This is a genomic window from Pseudoduganella albidiflava (genome assembly GCF_004322755.1).
GTDB lineage: Bacteria > Pseudomonadota > Gammaproteobacteria > Burkholderiales > Burkholderiaceae_D > Rugamonas > Rugamonas albidiflava.
Genome location: NZ_CP036401.1, coordinates 6729178 through 6745371 on the forward strand (window position 1 = coordinate 6729178; position 16194 = coordinate 6745371).

The window sequence follows — 16194 nt, forward strand, 5'->3', positions numbered from 1 at the left end:
CATGTATCTCGACGAAGTAAAGCAGATTGTCATCGACGTTCTCGCGCTGGGCCCGGCGGGCCGCTCGCTGGACGAGCATTCCGCCCTGCTGGGCAGCATCCCGGAACTGGATTCGATGGCGGTCGTCCAGCTGATCGGCGCATTGGAAGAACAGTTCGGCTTCAGTGTCGACGATGACGAGATCAGCGCGGAAACCTTCGCCACGCTGGGCAGCCTGGCCGCCTTCGTGAAGCACAAGCTCACGGCCTGACATGAACGCCATCGCCGCCGCGCCACCGGCGCAGCCATTCTTCCTGGGCTCCGGCGCGGCGGCGCGTTTCTGCCTGTACCATGCACCCGCCACGGCATGCCGCGGCGCATGGCTTTACCTCCACCCGTTTGCCGAGGAAATGAACAAGTCGCGCCGCATGGCCGCGCTGCAGGCGCGCGCACTGGCGCGCCGCGGATACGCGGTGCTGCAGATGGACTTGTACGGTTGCGGCGACAGCGCCGGCGATTTCGGCGATGCACGCTGGGACATCTGGCACCAGGATGCGGCGCGCGGCATGGCCTGGCTCGAACAGCAAAGCAGCTGCGTTGCCGGGCTGTGGGGCTTGCGCCTCGGCGCCCTGCTGGCCCTGGACGTGGCCCAGGCACATGCCCCGTCCGCCCTGCTGCTGTGGCAACCGGTGACCAACGGCAGCCAGTTCCTCACGCAATTCCTGCGCCTGAAAGTGGCGAGCCAGATGCTGGCGGATGGCAAGGATGGCAAGGATGGTAAGGATGGCAAGGATAGTAATAGCGGCGGCGGTGGCACCGCCGCGCTGAAGCAGAGTCTCGCGGCAGGCCAGCCGCTGGAAATCGCCGGATACCTGCTCGATCCCGCCCTCGCGCTGGCGATCGAAGCGCGCACCGCCGAGGGTTTCGCGCCGCCGGCCTGTCCGGTGCACTGGTTTGAAATGGCGGCCGAAAGCGGCCGCCCGCTGTCCCCTGTTGCCGCGCGCGCCGCGGCGGCGCTGGCTGCCGGCGGCGCGATCATGTCGACGCGCGTCGTCGCCGGCCCGCAATTCTGGGCCACGCAGGAGATCGAGGAGTGCCCCGCACTGCTGGATGCCACCCTCCAATCGCTGTCCGAGCCGTGCCATGCAGCCTGACGAACAAGCCCTCACTTTTCCATGCGCCGATGAATGGCTGACGGCGATCCTGAGCCCGGCCGCGGCGCCCGCACGGCGCGGTGTGCTGATCGTTGTCGGCGGGCCGCAATACCGTGCCGGCAGCCACCGCCAGTTCGCTTTGCTGGCCCGGGCGCTCGCGGCACAGGGCATCCCCGCCATGCGCTTCGATTACCGCGGCATGGGCGACAGCAGCGGCCCGGCACGCAATTTCGAGGGCGTGGATGCCGACCTGCGCGCCGCCATCGACCGCTTCATGGCCGCAGTGCCGGGCTTGCAGGAAGTCGTGATCTGGGGCTTGTGCGATGCGGCCAGCGCGGCGCTGTTCTATGCGCGGCATGACCGCCGGGTCTCCGGCCTGGTGCTCCTCAATCCCTGGGCGCGCACCCCGGATGGCCTGGCCCGCGCCACGTTGAAGCACTATTACGTGGAACGCCTTCTGCAGCCGGCACTGTGGAAGAAGATCGCCAGCGGCCAGTTCGAGTTCGGCAAGGCGCTGCGTTCGTTCAGTGGCCTGTTGCGGGCATCGCGGCGCGGCCCTGCCGAAGCGCCGGTCGCGGCGCCGGCGGCGCAAGCAGCGGCCGCGGTTCCCGCCATGCCGGCCAGTCCGGACCTGCATGCCCGCATGCTGGCCGGCTGGCAGGGTTTTGCGGGACCGATTTTATTGATCATCAGTGGCGCCGACTTGACGGCGCAGGAGTTCCTGGACATGGTGAAGGCATCGCGCCAATGGCGAAAGCTGCTGGCCGCGCCGCGCGTGCAGCGTCATACGCTGCACGCGGCGGATCATACGTTCTCGCGCCGCGAATGGCGCGACCAAGTCGCCGCCTGGACGGCGGCATGGGTCGCCGAAACCGGAGCGCGGGCATGAACCGCGTGTTGATGGTGGCCTATCACTATCCGCCGATGCGCGGCAGCAGCGGCATCCAGCGCACGCTGAAGTTTTCGCAATACCTGCCTCAGCACAGCTGGCAGCCGCTGGTACTGTCCGCCAGCCCGCGCGCCTACGCCAACAGCGGCAACGACCAGATGGCCGAAATTCCCCGGGAAGCGATCGTGCACCGCGCCTTCGCGCTCGATACCTCGCGCCACCTTTCCGTGCGTGGCCGCTATGTCGGCTGGATGGCGCTGCCCGACCGCTGGGTGTCCTGGTGCCTGGGTGCGATTCCGGCCGGGCTGCAGATGATCCGCAAGTACAAGCCGCAAGTGATCTGGACCACGTACCCGATCGCCAGCGCAAAGCTGATCGGCCTGGTGCTGCACAAACTGACGGGCCTGCCATGGATCGCCGACCTGCGCGACCCGATGACGGATGTGGACTATCCCGCCGATCCGCTGACGCGGCGCTTCTATCGCTGGATCGAGGAGAAAACAGTGCGCAATTGCGCGCTGGCCGTGTGCACGACGCCGGGCGCTATCGTCACGTACACGAAGCGTTTCCCGGATATTCCCGTCAGCCGCTTTGCGTTGATCGAAAACGGCTACGACGAGGAAAACTTCAGCACGGCCGCCGCCTCGCAAAAGGCGGCCGCGCCCATCGCGGGCAGGCCGTTCACGTTGATCCACAGCGGCATCATCTACCCGTCCGAACGCGACCCGGTACCCTTCTTCGAAGCGCTGGCCGGCCTGAAGGCCGGCGGCACCGTCACGGCCATGCGCCTGCGCGTCGTGCTGCGCGCCACCGCGCATGACGACTTCCTGGTACCACTGATCGAAAAATACGGCATCGGAGACATCGTCAGCCTGGCGCCGCACATCGCCTATCGCGACGCGCTGGCCGAAATGCTGGGTGCGGATGGCCTGCTGGTTTTACAGGCCACCAACTGCAATCACCAGATCCCGGCCAAGCTGTATGAATACCTGCGCGCACGCCGGCCAGTACTGGCGTTGACGGACACCACGGGCGATACCGCCGCCGCCTTGCGCCACGCCGGCATCGATACCATCGGCCCGCTCGACGACAAGGCCGGCATCCAGGCGGCGCTGCTGCGCTTTCTCGAGTTGGCGGAAGCGGGCCACGCGCCGCTTGCTTCCGACGAGGCGGTGGCCGCCAATTCCCGGCGCGCCCGCACTGCCGAATTGGCGCGTCTGTTGAACGCGGTAACCGTTGCCGTGCCTACCACGCAGGTGAAAGGAAGCGAAGCATGCTGACCCTGAAATCGACATTGCGATACCTGGTGCCCGCCACATTGCTGCTGGCCGCCGCGTTTGCCAGCGCCAAACCGTATTGTGGCGAACTGGACAATGCACTCGGGCCCTTCGATTACCGCGATGCGCCGCCCGATGCCCTGTACCTCGTTGAAATGGCCCACTATACCGACGAAGTTGCCGCTGGCGTGAAGGGCAACACCGGCGCGATCGGTGGTGACCTCGACTACACGCTGCGGGTATTCCCCAACCACGTGAAAGCGTTGACGACGATGGCGGCGGTGGCGATGCGCACCAAGGTCACCCAGCTGTTCAACGCCAGGTATCCGGTCGAATGTTATTTCGAGCGCGCCGTGCGCTTCCAGCCGGACGACGGCATGGCCTGGGGTGCATACGGCAAATACCTGTACAGCATGGGGCAGGCGGAGCGCGCCATGCCGATGTTGAAGAAAGCCTACGACATGGCGCCGGACAACCCGTCCGTCAACTACAACCTCGGCATCGCCTACTTCCGTGCCAAGCAGTACGACCTCGCCGTGAAGCACGCCAAGGTCGCTTACCAGCACGATTTCCCGCTCGATGGCCTGCGTAACATGCTGGTCGGTGCCCGCAAGTGGGATGGCAAGGTGGAACCGTTGCCCGGGAAGGAAGACAAGGCTGAAACCGGGGACGATGCGGCCGCGAAGGTGGCCCCGGAAACCGGGGACGATGCCGCCGCGAAGGCAGCCTCGGAAACCGCGGCGCAATGATCGCTGTGCGGCCCGGCGTCACCCGGGCCGCACGGCGGTACGTCCCCGCGGCCCGGCGGCCCGCATGCCGTGGCCCCGGACGCACCATGGAATGATCCAGCCGATGCATGCCAGCACCACCTGCGTGATATCGCCATAGCGTCCCGGCAGCGACAGCTGCAGCCACTCCAGCAGGAACATGCCCAGCGCCAGCACCGCCGTGCCCAGCACGGCGCCGGCATCCTGCCGGTGGAACGGCAGCGCTTGCCGCAACAGGCATGCCATCGCCATCGGCGGCCACAGGAACTCCAGGATATTCTCCAGCCCCGACAGGTCGTTCATCTGGCCTTCGAACGGTACCCAGTTGAACGCCGGCTGGAACACCGCGGCATCGCCGGGCAGCGTTTCGTAGATCGCCAGCCCGGCAGCGAGCAGCAGCACCCCGGCAATCGCCAGCACGTTGGGCCGCAGGTTGCGCAGCATGACCAGCGCCGGCAACGCCAGCGCCAGCGCCGCGATCAGTTCCAGCGACAGCACGCGCCCGACGACCAGCAGTTTCCAGGCGCAGACAAACGCCGTCAGCAGGACATACAGCCGGAGCAGCGGCCGGCCGGTATGCAGCAGGGTGCACAGCAGGATGCCGAGCCCCACCTGGTAGCACCACAACGTCGCCAGCTTGCCCCAGCTGAACCAGTAGGGTGCCATCATCGAACGGTACAGGTAACCCAGCTTGCCGCGCAGCTGGGCGATGTCGAGCGAAGGTACCAGCGGCGTGGTTTGCGACAGCATCCACAGGGCGATGACGATCAGGCCCGTGCTGGCCAGCGGTCCGGGCCGGAACCAGTCGTCGCGCAGGCGCAGCAGCGTGGCGCCCGGCGCCGTGCGGCGGCTGACCAGCCCGCCGAACATCCCGCCGATGAGGCTGCCACCGAAGTTCATCGCCACGTCGACCAGTGACGGTACCCGCGACGGCAGGTACTGCTGGACGGCTTCGATGCCAAGGCTGAGCGCGGTACCGGCCACGGCGGCCAGCAGCAACCCGGCCGCGAACGGCATGCGCCGTCCGCACCATGCCACCACCAGCAAGCCGAATGGCATGTAGACCAGCACGTTCTGGATGACGTCGCCCTTGTCCAGGTACGTCGGCAATGTATGCAGGAAGGTGAGCGGTGGCGCCACCGGCTCGCCCCATGCGAACGGATACCAGCTGCCATAGACCAGCAGCGCCGCATACAGCAACAGCAGGAAGCCCATCGGCGCCTGTCAGGCCGAGGCTACCGTGGGCCGGATCGCGTGGCGGTCCATCAGGTCATACAGCGTCGGGCGGCTGACACCGAGCAGCTCGGAAGCCTTGACGATGTTGCCCTCGACCCGCGCCAGCGCCTTGACGATCGCCTTGTACTCGGCCTCGTCGCGCACCTGGCGCAGGTTCAGTGGCTCGTCTTCGACCGGGCCGAGCCCCAGGCCGAGGTCGTCCGCCGTGATGGCCGGGCCATCGGCCATGATGACCGCCCGCTTGATGCAGTTTTCCATTTCGCGCACGTTGCCCGGCCAGTCGTAGCGGGCGATCTGCGCCAGCGCATCGGGGGCGAAGTGCAGCATCGTGCGCCCCTCCTGGGTACAGAAGCGGTTCTTGAAATGCTGGGCCAGCAATACCGCGTCGCCATTGCGGTCACGCAGCGGCGGGATGGTCAAGACGATCTCCGACAGGCGGTAATACAGGTCTTCACGGAACTTGCCGGTGGCGGCCAGCGTTTTCAGGTTCTGGTGCGTGGCGCAGATGATGCGCACGTCGACGGGAATCTCATCATGGCCGCCGACCCGCTCGATCACGCGTTCCTGGAGGAAGCGCAGCAGTTTCGCCTGCAGCGCCATCGGCAGGTCGCCCACCTCGTCGAGGAAGAACGTGCCGCCGTTGGCCAGTTCGACCTTGCCCTTGGTTTGCTTGACCGCGCCGGTAAAGGCCCCCTTCTCATAGCCGAACAGCTCCGATTCCAGCAGCGTTTCGGGAATCGCCGCGCAGTTGATGGCCATGAAGCGCTCCTTGGCGCGCGGTGAAAGCTGGTGCAGCGCACGCGCCAGCACTTCCTTGCCGGTGCCGCTTTCGCCCAGCACCATCACCGTGGCGGAACTGGGGGCCACTTTCTCGATGTTGCGGCATACCTTCAGCATGCCGGGATCGCGGCTGATGAGTCCCGACAGCGGCGAGTCGGCCTGCCCCTGCTGCAAACGGCGGTGTTCCTGTTGCAAGCCGTGCAGCACGAAGGCGCGCTGGATCACCAGGTTGAGCAAGTCCGGCTCGCAGGGTTTCTGGTGGAAGTCGTATGCCCCCATGGCGATGGCCTTGACCGCGTGTCCGCGGTCCTGGTTGCCGGTGAGGACGATCACCTTCGTGTCCGGCAGCAGCGCCAGCATTTGTTCCAGCGTGGCCAGGCCTTCGGTGGCGCCATCCGGATCGGGTGGCAGCCCCAGGTCCATCGTCACCACGGCCGGTTCATGGCGGCGCAACTGGGCCAGCGCGGCTTCGCGATCACCGGCCACCACCACGTCATAGGCGTCCAGGCTCCAGCGCAACTGCTTTTGCAGGCCGGGATCGTCCTCGATGATCAACAGCTTTGGTTTGGTTTGCGTCACAACAGTCCTCTTGCCGGGCTCCCGGCTTTAAATCCGCTTCAGCTATCGGCGCTTCAGCCATCCGTGCTGTCAATACCAGCGCTTTCACTATCGGCGCCTGATCTCCGCACGTTCAGGTCGGCGCGCTCAAGTCACGTTCATGCCGGCGCTTTTCTTCCCGGCGCCCTTGTTCCCGACGCTCTTCATCCCGGCCCTCAGGCGGCGGCGCCGAGGGCGCCCGCGCCGTACAGCGGCAGCGTCACCGTAAACGTGGTGCCTTGCCCTGGTTTGCTGCGCACGTCGAGCTGGCCACCCAGTTCGTGGATATATTCCCGGCTCTCAAAGGCGCCGATGCCCATCCCGGCCGACTTGGTCGAGTCGAACGGTTTGAACAGGCGCTCGCGCACGAACTCCTCATCCATGCCCTGCCCCGTATCGCCGATTTCGATCATGACCGCGTGCTCGCTGCCATCGACGCGCACCCACACCCGGCCATCGCGCGGCGTGGCCTCGATCGCGTTCTGGATCAGGTGCCCCAGCACACGCTCCAGGCGTTCGGCATCGGCCAGCACGCGCAAGCCGGACTGCCCCACATGCAGTGCCGGTTTCGGTTCGAATGCCGCCTTCAAGGCCAGCGCCCCGGCCAGCACCTGGTCCACGGCCAGCGGCCGCGCATGCTCGGTGGTGGCGGTACGGCTGAGCTTTTGCAGCATCAGTTTCATCTTTTGCACCGAATAGCTTACCGTATCCTGCATGTCCCGCTGGAATTCCGGATTGTCGCGATGCTTTTCCGCATTCGCCGTCAGCAGCGACAGCTGCGCCACCAGGTTCTTCAGGTCGTGGACCACGAAGGTCGACAAGCGGTTGAACGAGTCGAACTGGCGCGCCAGCATCAGCGCATTGTCGGCTTCCTGCTGGGCCAGGTAACTGGCCGCCTGGGTACCTGCCACCTTCAGCAGGTCCAGGACTTCCCAGTTCAGCGCAACAGGACTGCGCGGCTGTTGCAGGACGGTGAAGCCAAGCAGGCGGCCATGCAGCATCAGCGGTACCACCAGCCATGCGCGCGGGAAGGTACGCAGCCATTGCGGCAGCACCGGCTCGCCCGTCACCCGCTCGTCCAGGTCCACGACCCACTGCTTTTCTTCGATGAAGCGGCAGAACGGCGAATCGGCCGGTTCGATGGCGGTCGGCGGCGCGGTATGCCAGTGCGCTGCCGGCTCGCAGCGCGCATCGCGCCGGATCCACAGTGCCCCTCCCGGGCTTTCCACGAGTGCCGCCAGCGCCTGGATCGTACGTTCCCCGAGACCCGGCCCCGGATGCGACAGCGTGCGGGTAAAGCTCAGCCACTCGTCGCGATAATCGTAGTTATAGCGGTAGAAATGCTTGCTGATGAATACCTTCAGCCAGGCACGGAAGCTGCCCGAGAAAAGGATCCCCACCAGCAGGATCGAAGCGCCGAACAGGAACACGAGCTGCATCAGCGAACCCCAGCTGCCGCCCACGAAGCGCAGGTAATAGGCCGCCGAACTCATCGTCAGCAGGTAGATCGCGGAACCGATCAGCGCCGCCGAATGGAACAGCATCCGGCGCGACACGGCCAGCTGCCCGGTCCAGGATGCGCTGCGCAGCAACGACAGTGCCAGGAGCGGCGCGGTCAGCGCGTTGACCACGCCGCGGGCAGTCCACAGGTCGCCGTTCAGTTCACGGAACAGCAGCATGTCGCTGTACATGTAGAAGTCATACGCGAAAATACCGCCCAGTCCCAGGCAGGCAAACTTGATGGCCCAGCGGCTCTGCGTGCCGGCATTGCGGTACAGCTGCTCGATCAGCAGCATGCCCAGCACGGCGACACCGACACGGCCGATCACACTGACCTGGAAATGCAGGCCGGCAGGCAGGGCCGCCTCGGCCAGGGTCGCACCCAGCAGCAGCAGGTACAGTGCGGCGGAGAACGTCAGCATGCCACTGCGGCGGCGCGCCCCGCCGGGCGCACGCAGCTGGCCCAGCATGGCGAACAGGACGGTGGTCCAGGTGGCGTTGCGCAGCAGTTCGGCCAACTCGGCGGCCATCACCGGCACGGCGCCATGGGCCAGGCCGATCATCGCCATGCTCCATGGCGCCATCACGGCGCACGCGACGGCAATCAGGCGGGTGTGCGGCCGGCCACGCCAGCGTGTCAACAACGGCACGCACAAGAGCACAAACGCCAGCGCGGCGCTGGCGTAGCTGAAGGAAGCGGTACTGACCGGCATCAGCACTCCGCGCGGCCGTGCAGCCCGGGGCCGCTCAGCGGCCTCCCCGGAACATCACGACCTTGAAGGTGTCGATCAACACCAGCACGTCGAGCAGCAGGCTGTTGTTCTTCACGTAATACAGGTCGTACTGCAGCTTCTGTACGGCGTCCTCGACGGAATCGCCATATCCGTAGCGCACCTGTGCCCAGCCGGTAATGCCGGGCTTGATGCTGTGCCGCACGTTGTAGTACGGCACGCGCTCGGTCAACTGTTCGACGAAGTACGGCCGCTCCGGCCGCGGGCCGACAAAGCTCATTTCACCCTTCAGCACATTCAGGATCTGCGGCAACTCGTCGATCCGCAGCTTGCGGATGATGTTGCCGATCCGGGTGACGCGGGGATCGTTCTTGGCGGCCCACTGCGGCTTGCCACCCTGTTCCGCATTGGTGAACATGCTGCGAAACTTCAGCACGCGGAACACGTTGCCGTTCTTGCCGACCCGTTCCTGCGAATAAAAGATCGGGGCGCGGTCTTCGATATAGATCGCCAGCGCCGTCACCAGCATCACGGGAAGCGTCACCACCAGCAACAGCAGGCTGGCGGTAACGTCGAAGCTGCGCTTCATGAACGTGCGCATCCAGCTCTGGTCGAAGCCGCCGCCGAACACCAGCCAGCTCGGCTGTACGGAATCGACGCGGATCTGGCAGGTTTCACGTTCGAAGAACGTGGTGGAATCGGTGACGTTGATGCCGTACAGCTTGCAGTCGAGCAAATCCTTGATCGGGAACGTGCCGCCACGTCGATTTTGTACGGAGACCACGATTTCGCTGACGCGGTTCTGCCGCGCCAGCTGTACCAGCGATCTACCGGGATCGAGTGCCAGCAGGCGTTCGCGCGGCACCGTGATGTCCTCGCCGGGCACCGCCACGTAGCCTGCGACGTGGTATTTGTGATAGCTGCCGCTGCGCGTGACCAGCTCGCCACATTCCTTGGCCAGCTGGCCGCAGCCGACGAACATGATGCGCGATTCGAGGATCGACAGCTCGGAACTTTTCAGGAACACGATGCGCGCCAGCACGATCCCGGTCCCCGAAATGCAGAACACCAGGATCAGGATGCCGCGGCCGAAATACAGGTCGGGCGCCAGGTAGAACACCAGCGTGAGGATGCAGAAGCCCATCGCGAACGACGGCATCAGTTGCAGGAAGAACGGATTGCGCAAGCCTTCGCTGACCTTGACCTGGTACATGCCCAGCGCGCTCATCGAAAACACGATCGCGGCCGCAAACACGCAGGCGGACATGAAGAAATGGTCGAGCTTCGGCAGCACGAACTCGTCGCCGTCGAAGATACGCAGCCCGGCACCTGCATAGAATGAACCGATGAGGATCAGGACTTCCAGGAACAGCAGGCTGAACACTACTTTGGATATGTAGTGGTTGGAGATTCTTAACATTTTTTACCCCCCAGGGCATACACCTAGTTTTTATTCCCGTACCGTCGAACGCGGCTTGTGGAACCACTTTTCAGCTGGCGCTAGCCAGGTGCTGCACGTACCAATCCATTGCTTCCCTGAGCCCGGCCGCGATGTCATGCGTCGGTGCATAGCCCAGGAATTCACGCGCCCGGGTGATATCGGCCTGCGAATGGCGCACGTCGCCGGCCCTGAAGTTCTTGTATTGCGGTTGCGCTTCCCGCAGGTGCGGAAAACGCTCCTGCAGCAGTTCGCGCATCATGTGGTACAGCTCGTTGAGGCTGGTGCGCTGATTCAGCGCCACGTTGCAGACCGTGCTGGCCGCTTCCGGCGCGGTGGCCAGCGCGGCCAGCAGGTTGGCCTGCACCACGTTGTCGATGAAGCAGAAATCGCGGCTGGTTTCGCCGTCGCCATTGATGAACACCGGCATATTGCCGATCATCGCCGCCACCCATTGCGGGATAACGGCGGCATACGCGCCTTGCGGATCCTGGCGCCGGCCGAACACGTTGAAGTAGCGCAGCCCGATCGCCTCGATGCCGTAGCAGCGGGCAAACACTTCGGCATACAGTTCGTTGACGTACTTCGTCACGGCATAGGGCGACAGGGGCTTGCCGATCCGGTCTTCGACCTTGGGCAAGCCGGGGTGGTCGCCATAGGTGGAACTCGATGCCGCGTACACGAAACGCTTCACCCTGGCATCGCGCGCCGCCACCAGCATGTTGACGAAGCCGGTCACGTTCACATCGTGCGTGCGCTGAGGATTCTCGATGGACCGGGTAACGGAACCAAGCGCCGCTTCATGCAGCACGAAATCAATGCCGTCGCAGGCGCGGACACAGGTATCGGCATTGCAGATGTCGCCTTCGATGAAATGGAAGGCTGCCCAGGCCTGCTCGCCAACCGCTTCGCGCACCTGGTCGAGGTTGTGCTGGTGGCCAGTGGAAAAATTGTCCAGCCCCGTCACGCGCTGGCCGAGTTTCAGCAACGCCTCGACCAGGTTGGAGCCGATGAAGCCGGCGGCACCTGTCACGAGCCAGCGATATGGCTGGCTGCGAAGGTGTTCCGTCACGTTGTCGAACTTGCTCACGGCGTGCATGCCTTTATGGTTCGGCGCTTACAAGCGCCAGACGGCGTAACCCGCTTCGCGCAGGCCTGACAGCGGGAATTGCGACTTGACGTCGATGAAGCAGCCGCAATCGTCCAGCTTCGATGCCAGGTCGGTCAGCGACAACGCCAGCAGCTCCTTGTGCGATACCGCGGCCACCAGGGCATTCGCGCGCGGCAGCGCCTCCCAGCTTTCCAGCTTGATGCCGTATTCGTGCATCGCTTCGTCGGCATCGGCGACCGGGTCATACACATGCACGTCCAGGCCATACGATTGCAGTTCCGCCACCACGTCCGCCACCTTCGAATTGCGCAGGTCCGGGCAGTTTTCCTTGAACGTCAGTCCCAGCACGTTCACCTTGGCGCCCTTCACGTGGCAGCCCGTGGCGATCAGCTCCTTGACCGTTTTCTCCGCCACGTACTTGGCCATGCCGTCGTTGATGCGGCGGCCGGCCAGGATCACCTGCGGGTGATAGCCGATCATCTCGGCCTTGTGGGTCAGGTAATAGGGATCGACGCCGATGCAGTGCCCGCCTACCAGGCCCGGCCGGAACGGCAGGAAGTTCCACTTGGTGCCGGCGGCCTGCAGCACTTCGAGCGTGTCGATGCCGATCTTGTCGAAGATGATGGCCAGCTCGTTCATCAGGGCGATGTTGAGGTCGCGCTGCGTGTTCTCGATGACCTTTGCCGCCTCGGCGACTTTCACGCTCGACGCGCGGTACACGCCGGCGGTGATGATCGATTCATAGAGCTGCGCCACGGTTTCGAGCGTGGCCGCGTCGTCACCGGAAACGACCTTCAGGATGGTGGTCAGTGTGTGCTGCTTGTCGCCCGGGTTGATGCGCTCCGGCGAGAAGCCGATATGGAAATCTTTCTTCCACTTGAGGCCGGACTGTTTTTCCAGGATCGGAATGCAGACTTCCTCGGTGGCGCCGGGATAGACGGTGGATTCATAGACCACGATGGCGCCGCGCTTCATGTGCTTGCCAACGCTGGTGGAAGCGCCGATCAGCGGCCCGAAATCGGGATTGTGCGCCGTGTCGACCGGGGTGGGCACGGCAACCACGATATAGTCGGCCTGCGCCAGCGCGGCCGGATCGGTGGTGACCGTCAAATGGCGAGCCGCCTTCAGCTCGTCCGTCGAGACCTCGCCGGTCGGGTCGATGAAACGCTTGTAATTCTCGACCTTCGCGTCCGACAGGTCAAAGCCGATTGTCGTACGCTTTTTGCCGAACTCTACTGCCAGGGGCAAGCCCACATAACCCAGCCCCACTACCGCAACGATCTGATCGTTTTCCATACGGGTTCCGTTCGAGAATTACAATTTGTCTTTATGCCAACTATATATCAAAAATTCCACTAATACAATATTGATAACGATGCTTCTCAGTTGGCGCGCTTGAACCCAGCGGTTCCCCACAGCTGTCAGTCGAAGTTGTCTACCAGAAATTGCAGGAATGATACGACCAGATTTTACACGGGTAACTCGACCATGACTCAGCGCTAACGCAAGATCTTTTGTTGAATTCGAACGCAATAACTGCTTAGGCAATGCCGGAAAGCATAACCTTGTTGTTAACTAAGAATGTCAGGAAATTGTCGAATTGACAGGAAAAAAAGCAAAGCGTTGCGCAGGCGCATCGGTTGTGTTTCCGACCAGAAATTACAGAGGGAAGTAACGTGCTTATGAGAACTTACGGCCTCGCTGCGGCCCCTGCCGGATGGCCGCAGGCGTACAAAGTGCCGCGTTGAATGGTGTCGCGTTTTAACCAAGTAGTCACTCGGTCTTGCCCTTTCTATAATTTAATTTTATTAACACCTTTGTGTTTCCTCAGTATATGATCTTCGATGCTAGCGCCCGGGAAGTCCGCGCTCGACAGTGCTATCGATAGGACGATCTATGCATCACAGCATGACTAACAAGCAAGTAGCGGCAGCCCTCGTGTTGGTTCTTGCAGCCATGGCAGGGTGCTCGAAAGATGAGTCTCCCGAACAGCTGATCGCCCAGGCCAAGCAATACGAAAGCAAGGGCGACAGCAAGGCGGCGATCATCCAGCTCAAGAATGCGCTGCAGGCCAGGCCTGACGACGCCGCCGCGCGGTTGGCGCTCGGCCGCCTGTACCTGAAAACGGGCGACCATGTCTCGGCCGAGAAGGAATTGCGGCGCGCCATCGATCTCGGCAGCAACCGCACCGAGGTCTTGCCGCTGCTGGCCAAGTCCCTGTTGCTGCTGAATAAACCCCAGGCTGTATTGGATGAGACTGCCTCAGCGCCGCCCGACGCTACCCTGCTGGGCCTGCGTGGCGACGCGTTCCTCGCCCTGGAAAAACTGGATGAATCCCGGCAGGCCTTCGAGAGTGCGTTACAACTCGAACCAAACAACAGCACTGCGCTGAACGGCCTCGCGCGCCACGCCTTGCTGAAGGATGACATCGCTGGCGCAACGCGCCTGGCCGACAGCGCGGTTGCGCACAATCCGGCCGATGTCGATGCGCTGATGTTCCGCGCCGATCTCGACAAGGCGATCGGCAAGCTGGACGCGGCGCGCATCACCTATGACAAGGCGCTGAAGCTCAGTCCCGGCACAGGCGCCGCGCACCTGCAAAAGGCTTACCTCGACATCAGCCAGGCCAAGTTCGATGCGGCGCGCGCGGATATCGCCGCGCTGAGGAAGCTGGAGCCGGGGAACCTGCTTGCCTACCATGCACAAGCCTTGCTCGATTTTTCGGAAGGCAAGTACAAGGCGGCGCTCGACAATGTCCTGAATGTGCTGAAAGCAGCACCGGAACATTTGCCCAGCCAGCTGCTGGCCGGCGCGACCCAGTTCACGCTGGGTTCCTTCCCGCAGGCCGAGCAGCACCTGAAAAAATATATCGAGTCCGACCCCGGCAACCTCTACGCGCGCAAGATGCTTGCCTCGGTCTATCTGGGCATGAACCGGCCGCAGGATGCGCTGGCGGAGCTGAAAAACTATCTCGACAAGTCCGACGATACCGCATTGCTCAATGTCGGCGCCCGCGCGTACCTGAACCTGAAGCAGTACGACAAGGCGACGGCGATCTATCAGCGGGCCCTGGAACTGGCGCCCGCCGATGCGCAGCTGCACATGGGCCTGGGCCTGGCGAAAATGAGCAAGGGCGACGCCGACGGTGCGATCAAGTCCATGCGCAAAGGCCTGGAGTTGAGTGCGCCCAAGGCGATCGACACCGGCATCGTGCTGGGCATGACGCACCTGCAATTGAAACAGTATGAGCAGGCGCTGGCGGTGATCAACCAGATGCTGCAGCGCGCGCCCAAGAGCGCCCTGCTGTACAACCTGCAGGGCGGCGCGCTGCTTGGCCAGAACAAGCGGAGCGACGCGCGGCTTGCCTTTGAAAAGTCGATGCAGTTGCAGCCGACCTACTTCACGGCAGTCAATAACCTGGCGCGGATGGACATCGCGGACGGGAAGCCGGATGCGGCGCGCCAGCGTTACCAGGGGTTCATCGACAAGAACGCCGGCAGTGCGGAAGCGATGCTGGCCCTGGCCGACCTGGCACTCATCGAGAACAAGCAGGCGGACGCGACCAAATGGCTCGAAAAAGCCAACGCTGCCGCGCCAAAGCTGGTGGGGCCGGCATTGCGGCTGACACAGCAATACCTTGCCACGGGCGAAAAGCGCAAGGCGCTGACGCTGATCTCCGCCGTGCAGCTGGAAGATCCCGAGAACCCGTTGCTGCTCGATATGCTCGGCAAGGTGCAGGCAGCCAACGGCAACAAGGCCGCGGCGCTGGAAGCCTATGGCCGGCTGGCTACCGTGCAGCCGCGCACGACCGGCATCACGGCGCGCCTGTCCGCTGCATACGAAGCGCTGGGTGAACGCGACCTGGCCGCCGACACCTTGCGCAAGGCGCACACCGAACAGCCGGACGACGTGGGCATCCTGCTGGCCCGGGCCGCCGTCGAGACACGCCGCGGCAACCATGAGCAGGCCATCATGTTCGCGCGGGACGTGCAGCGCCGCCCCGGCAACCTGATCGCCGGATTGATCGTGGAAGCGGAAGTGCGCGAAGCGCAGCAGAAGCCCGACCTGGCGATTCCCGTCTACCAGCGTGCACTGCAGGAAAACAAGGCATCGTCGCCACTGCGGATCAAGCTGGCCAACGCATATCGGCAAGCCGGCCGCACCGACGAGGCACTCAAGCTCGTCCAGCAATGGCGCAGCGAGCGCCCGCAGGACAGGGCGATCGCCGTCTACCTGGGTGAGCTCTACGTCGCGCAAAAGAAATACCCGGCCGCGATCGACACTTTCACGGCCCTGCTGAAAGACTTGCCCGACAACGGCATCATCTTGAACAACCTGGCCCTGGCATATCAGTCAGCGGGAGACCCACGCGCGCTGGAAACGGCCGAACGGGCCATGAAAGCACTTCCGCAGAGTGGCGCCGCCATGGATACGCTCGGCTGGATACTGGTCGAGAAAGGCAACCTCGGACGTGGCTTGCCGCTGCTGAAGCAGGCCAGCGCGGCCGAACCTGCCGCCGCCGACATTCGCTACCACCTCGCCGCGGCGTACGCACGCAATAACGACAAGGCCGCGGCACGCAAGGAACTGGAAACCCTGCTGGCCGCGAAAGGCGACATTGCCCAGGCCGAGCAGGCGCGCGCGCTGCTGAAACAGCTTTGACCGGCCTGCCGCCGGCGGTGACTACGCCGGCACGGCAGGCTGCCAAACGCTGCCAGGCACCGCCACAGCGTGG

Annotated in this window: 12 protein-coding genes; 6 read left to right on the plus strand and 6 right to left on the minus strand. The window is 64.0% G+C overall.

What is annotated here, in order from left to right; all coding sequences use genetic code 11:
- Position 1: 1 nt before the first annotated feature.
- The 5 genes from EYF70_RS27915 to EYF70_RS27935 are packed head-to-tail and all read left to right on the plus strand — an operon-like array spanning position 2 to position 4048.
- A complete protein-coding gene (locus EYF70_RS27915; RefSeq protein ID WP_131148283.1) occupies positions 2-250 on the plus strand; it encodes an acyl carrier protein in 249 nt (82 codons plus the stop codon).
- A gap of 1 nt (position 251) precedes the next feature.
- Positions 252-1133: a hydrolase 2, exosortase A system-associated gene (locus EYF70_RS27920; protein WP_131148284.1), complete on the plus strand. Its 882-nt coding sequence runs from the start codon at positions 252-254 to the stop codon at positions 1131-1133.
- Positions 1123-2022 carry a hydrolase 1, exosortase A system-associated gene (locus EYF70_RS27925; RefSeq protein ID WP_131148285.1) on the plus strand — a complete coding sequence of 300 codons (900 nt, stop codon included), beginning with the start codon at positions 1123-1125 and terminating at the stop codon, positions 2020-2022. Before EYF70_RS27920 ends, EYF70_RS27925 begins: the two co-directional genes overlap by 11 nt.
- Entirely contained in the window at positions 2019-3302 is a 1284-nt protein-coding gene (locus EYF70_RS27930) for a glycosyltransferase (protein ID WP_218943735.1), read from the plus strand. Before EYF70_RS27925 ends, EYF70_RS27930 begins: the two co-directional genes overlap by 4 nt.
- Positions 3296-4048, plus strand: coding sequence for a tetratricopeptide repeat protein (locus EYF70_RS27935; RefSeq protein ID WP_131148286.1), 753 nt, complete (start codon positions 3296-3298; stop codon positions 4046-4048). The genes EYF70_RS27930 and EYF70_RS27935 overlap by 7 nt, the downstream gene beginning before the upstream one ends.
- Positions 4049-4066: 18 nt before the next feature.
- Here the strand turns inward: EYF70_RS27935 and EYF70_RS27940 are convergent, their stop codons facing one another.
- From EYF70_RS27940 to EYF70_RS27965, 6 genes are all read right to left on the minus strand, one after another.
- On the minus strand, positions 4067-5281 hold the full coding sequence (locus EYF70_RS27940) for a VanZ family protein (RefSeq protein WP_131148287.1): 1215 nt from the start codon (positions 5279-5281) through the stop codon (positions 4067-4069).
- Between the two features lie 9 nt (positions 5282-5290).
- On the minus strand, positions 5291-6661 hold the full coding sequence (gene prsR, locus EYF70_RS27945; RefSeq protein ID WP_131148288.1) for a PEP-CTERM-box response regulator transcription factor: 1371 nt from the start codon (positions 6659-6661) through the stop codon (positions 5291-5293).
- 194 nt (positions 6662-6855) lie between these two features.
- Positions 6856-8892, minus strand: coding sequence for an XrtA/PEP-CTERM system histidine kinase PrsK (prsK, locus tag EYF70_RS27950; protein ID WP_131148289.1), 2037 nt, complete (start codon positions 8890-8892; stop codon positions 6856-6858).
- Positions 8893-8926: 34 nt separating this feature from the next.
- Positions 8927-10294 (minus strand): TIGR03013 family XrtA/PEP-CTERM system glycosyltransferase, encoded by a 1368-nt coding sequence (locus tag EYF70_RS27955; protein WP_307722087.1) that lies wholly within the window; start codon positions 10292-10294, stop codon positions 8927-8929.
- 106 nt (positions 10295-10400) lie between these two features.
- Complete coding sequence (locus tag EYF70_RS27960; protein WP_131148291.1) at positions 10401-11447, minus strand: SDR family oxidoreductase; 1047 nt, start codon at positions 11445-11447, stop codon at positions 10401-10403.
- 18 nt (positions 11448-11465) lie between these two features.
- The gene (locus tag EYF70_RS27965) at positions 11466-12755 is read right to left on the minus strand and encodes a nucleotide sugar dehydrogenase (protein ID WP_131148292.1); all 1290 of its coding nucleotides are present in this window, start codon (positions 12753-12755) and stop codon (positions 11466-11468) included.
- Between the two features lie 612 nt (positions 12756-13367).
- On the opposite strand from EYF70_RS27965, the gene prsT reads away from it, so the two are divergent.
- On the plus strand, positions 13368-16121 hold the full coding sequence (gene prsT / locus EYF70_RS27970) for an XrtA/PEP-CTERM system TPR-repeat protein PrsT (RefSeq protein ID WP_165497806.1): 2754 nt from the start codon (positions 13368-13370) through the stop codon (positions 16119-16121).
- The last annotated feature ends 73 nt before the right edge of the window (positions 16122-16194 follow it).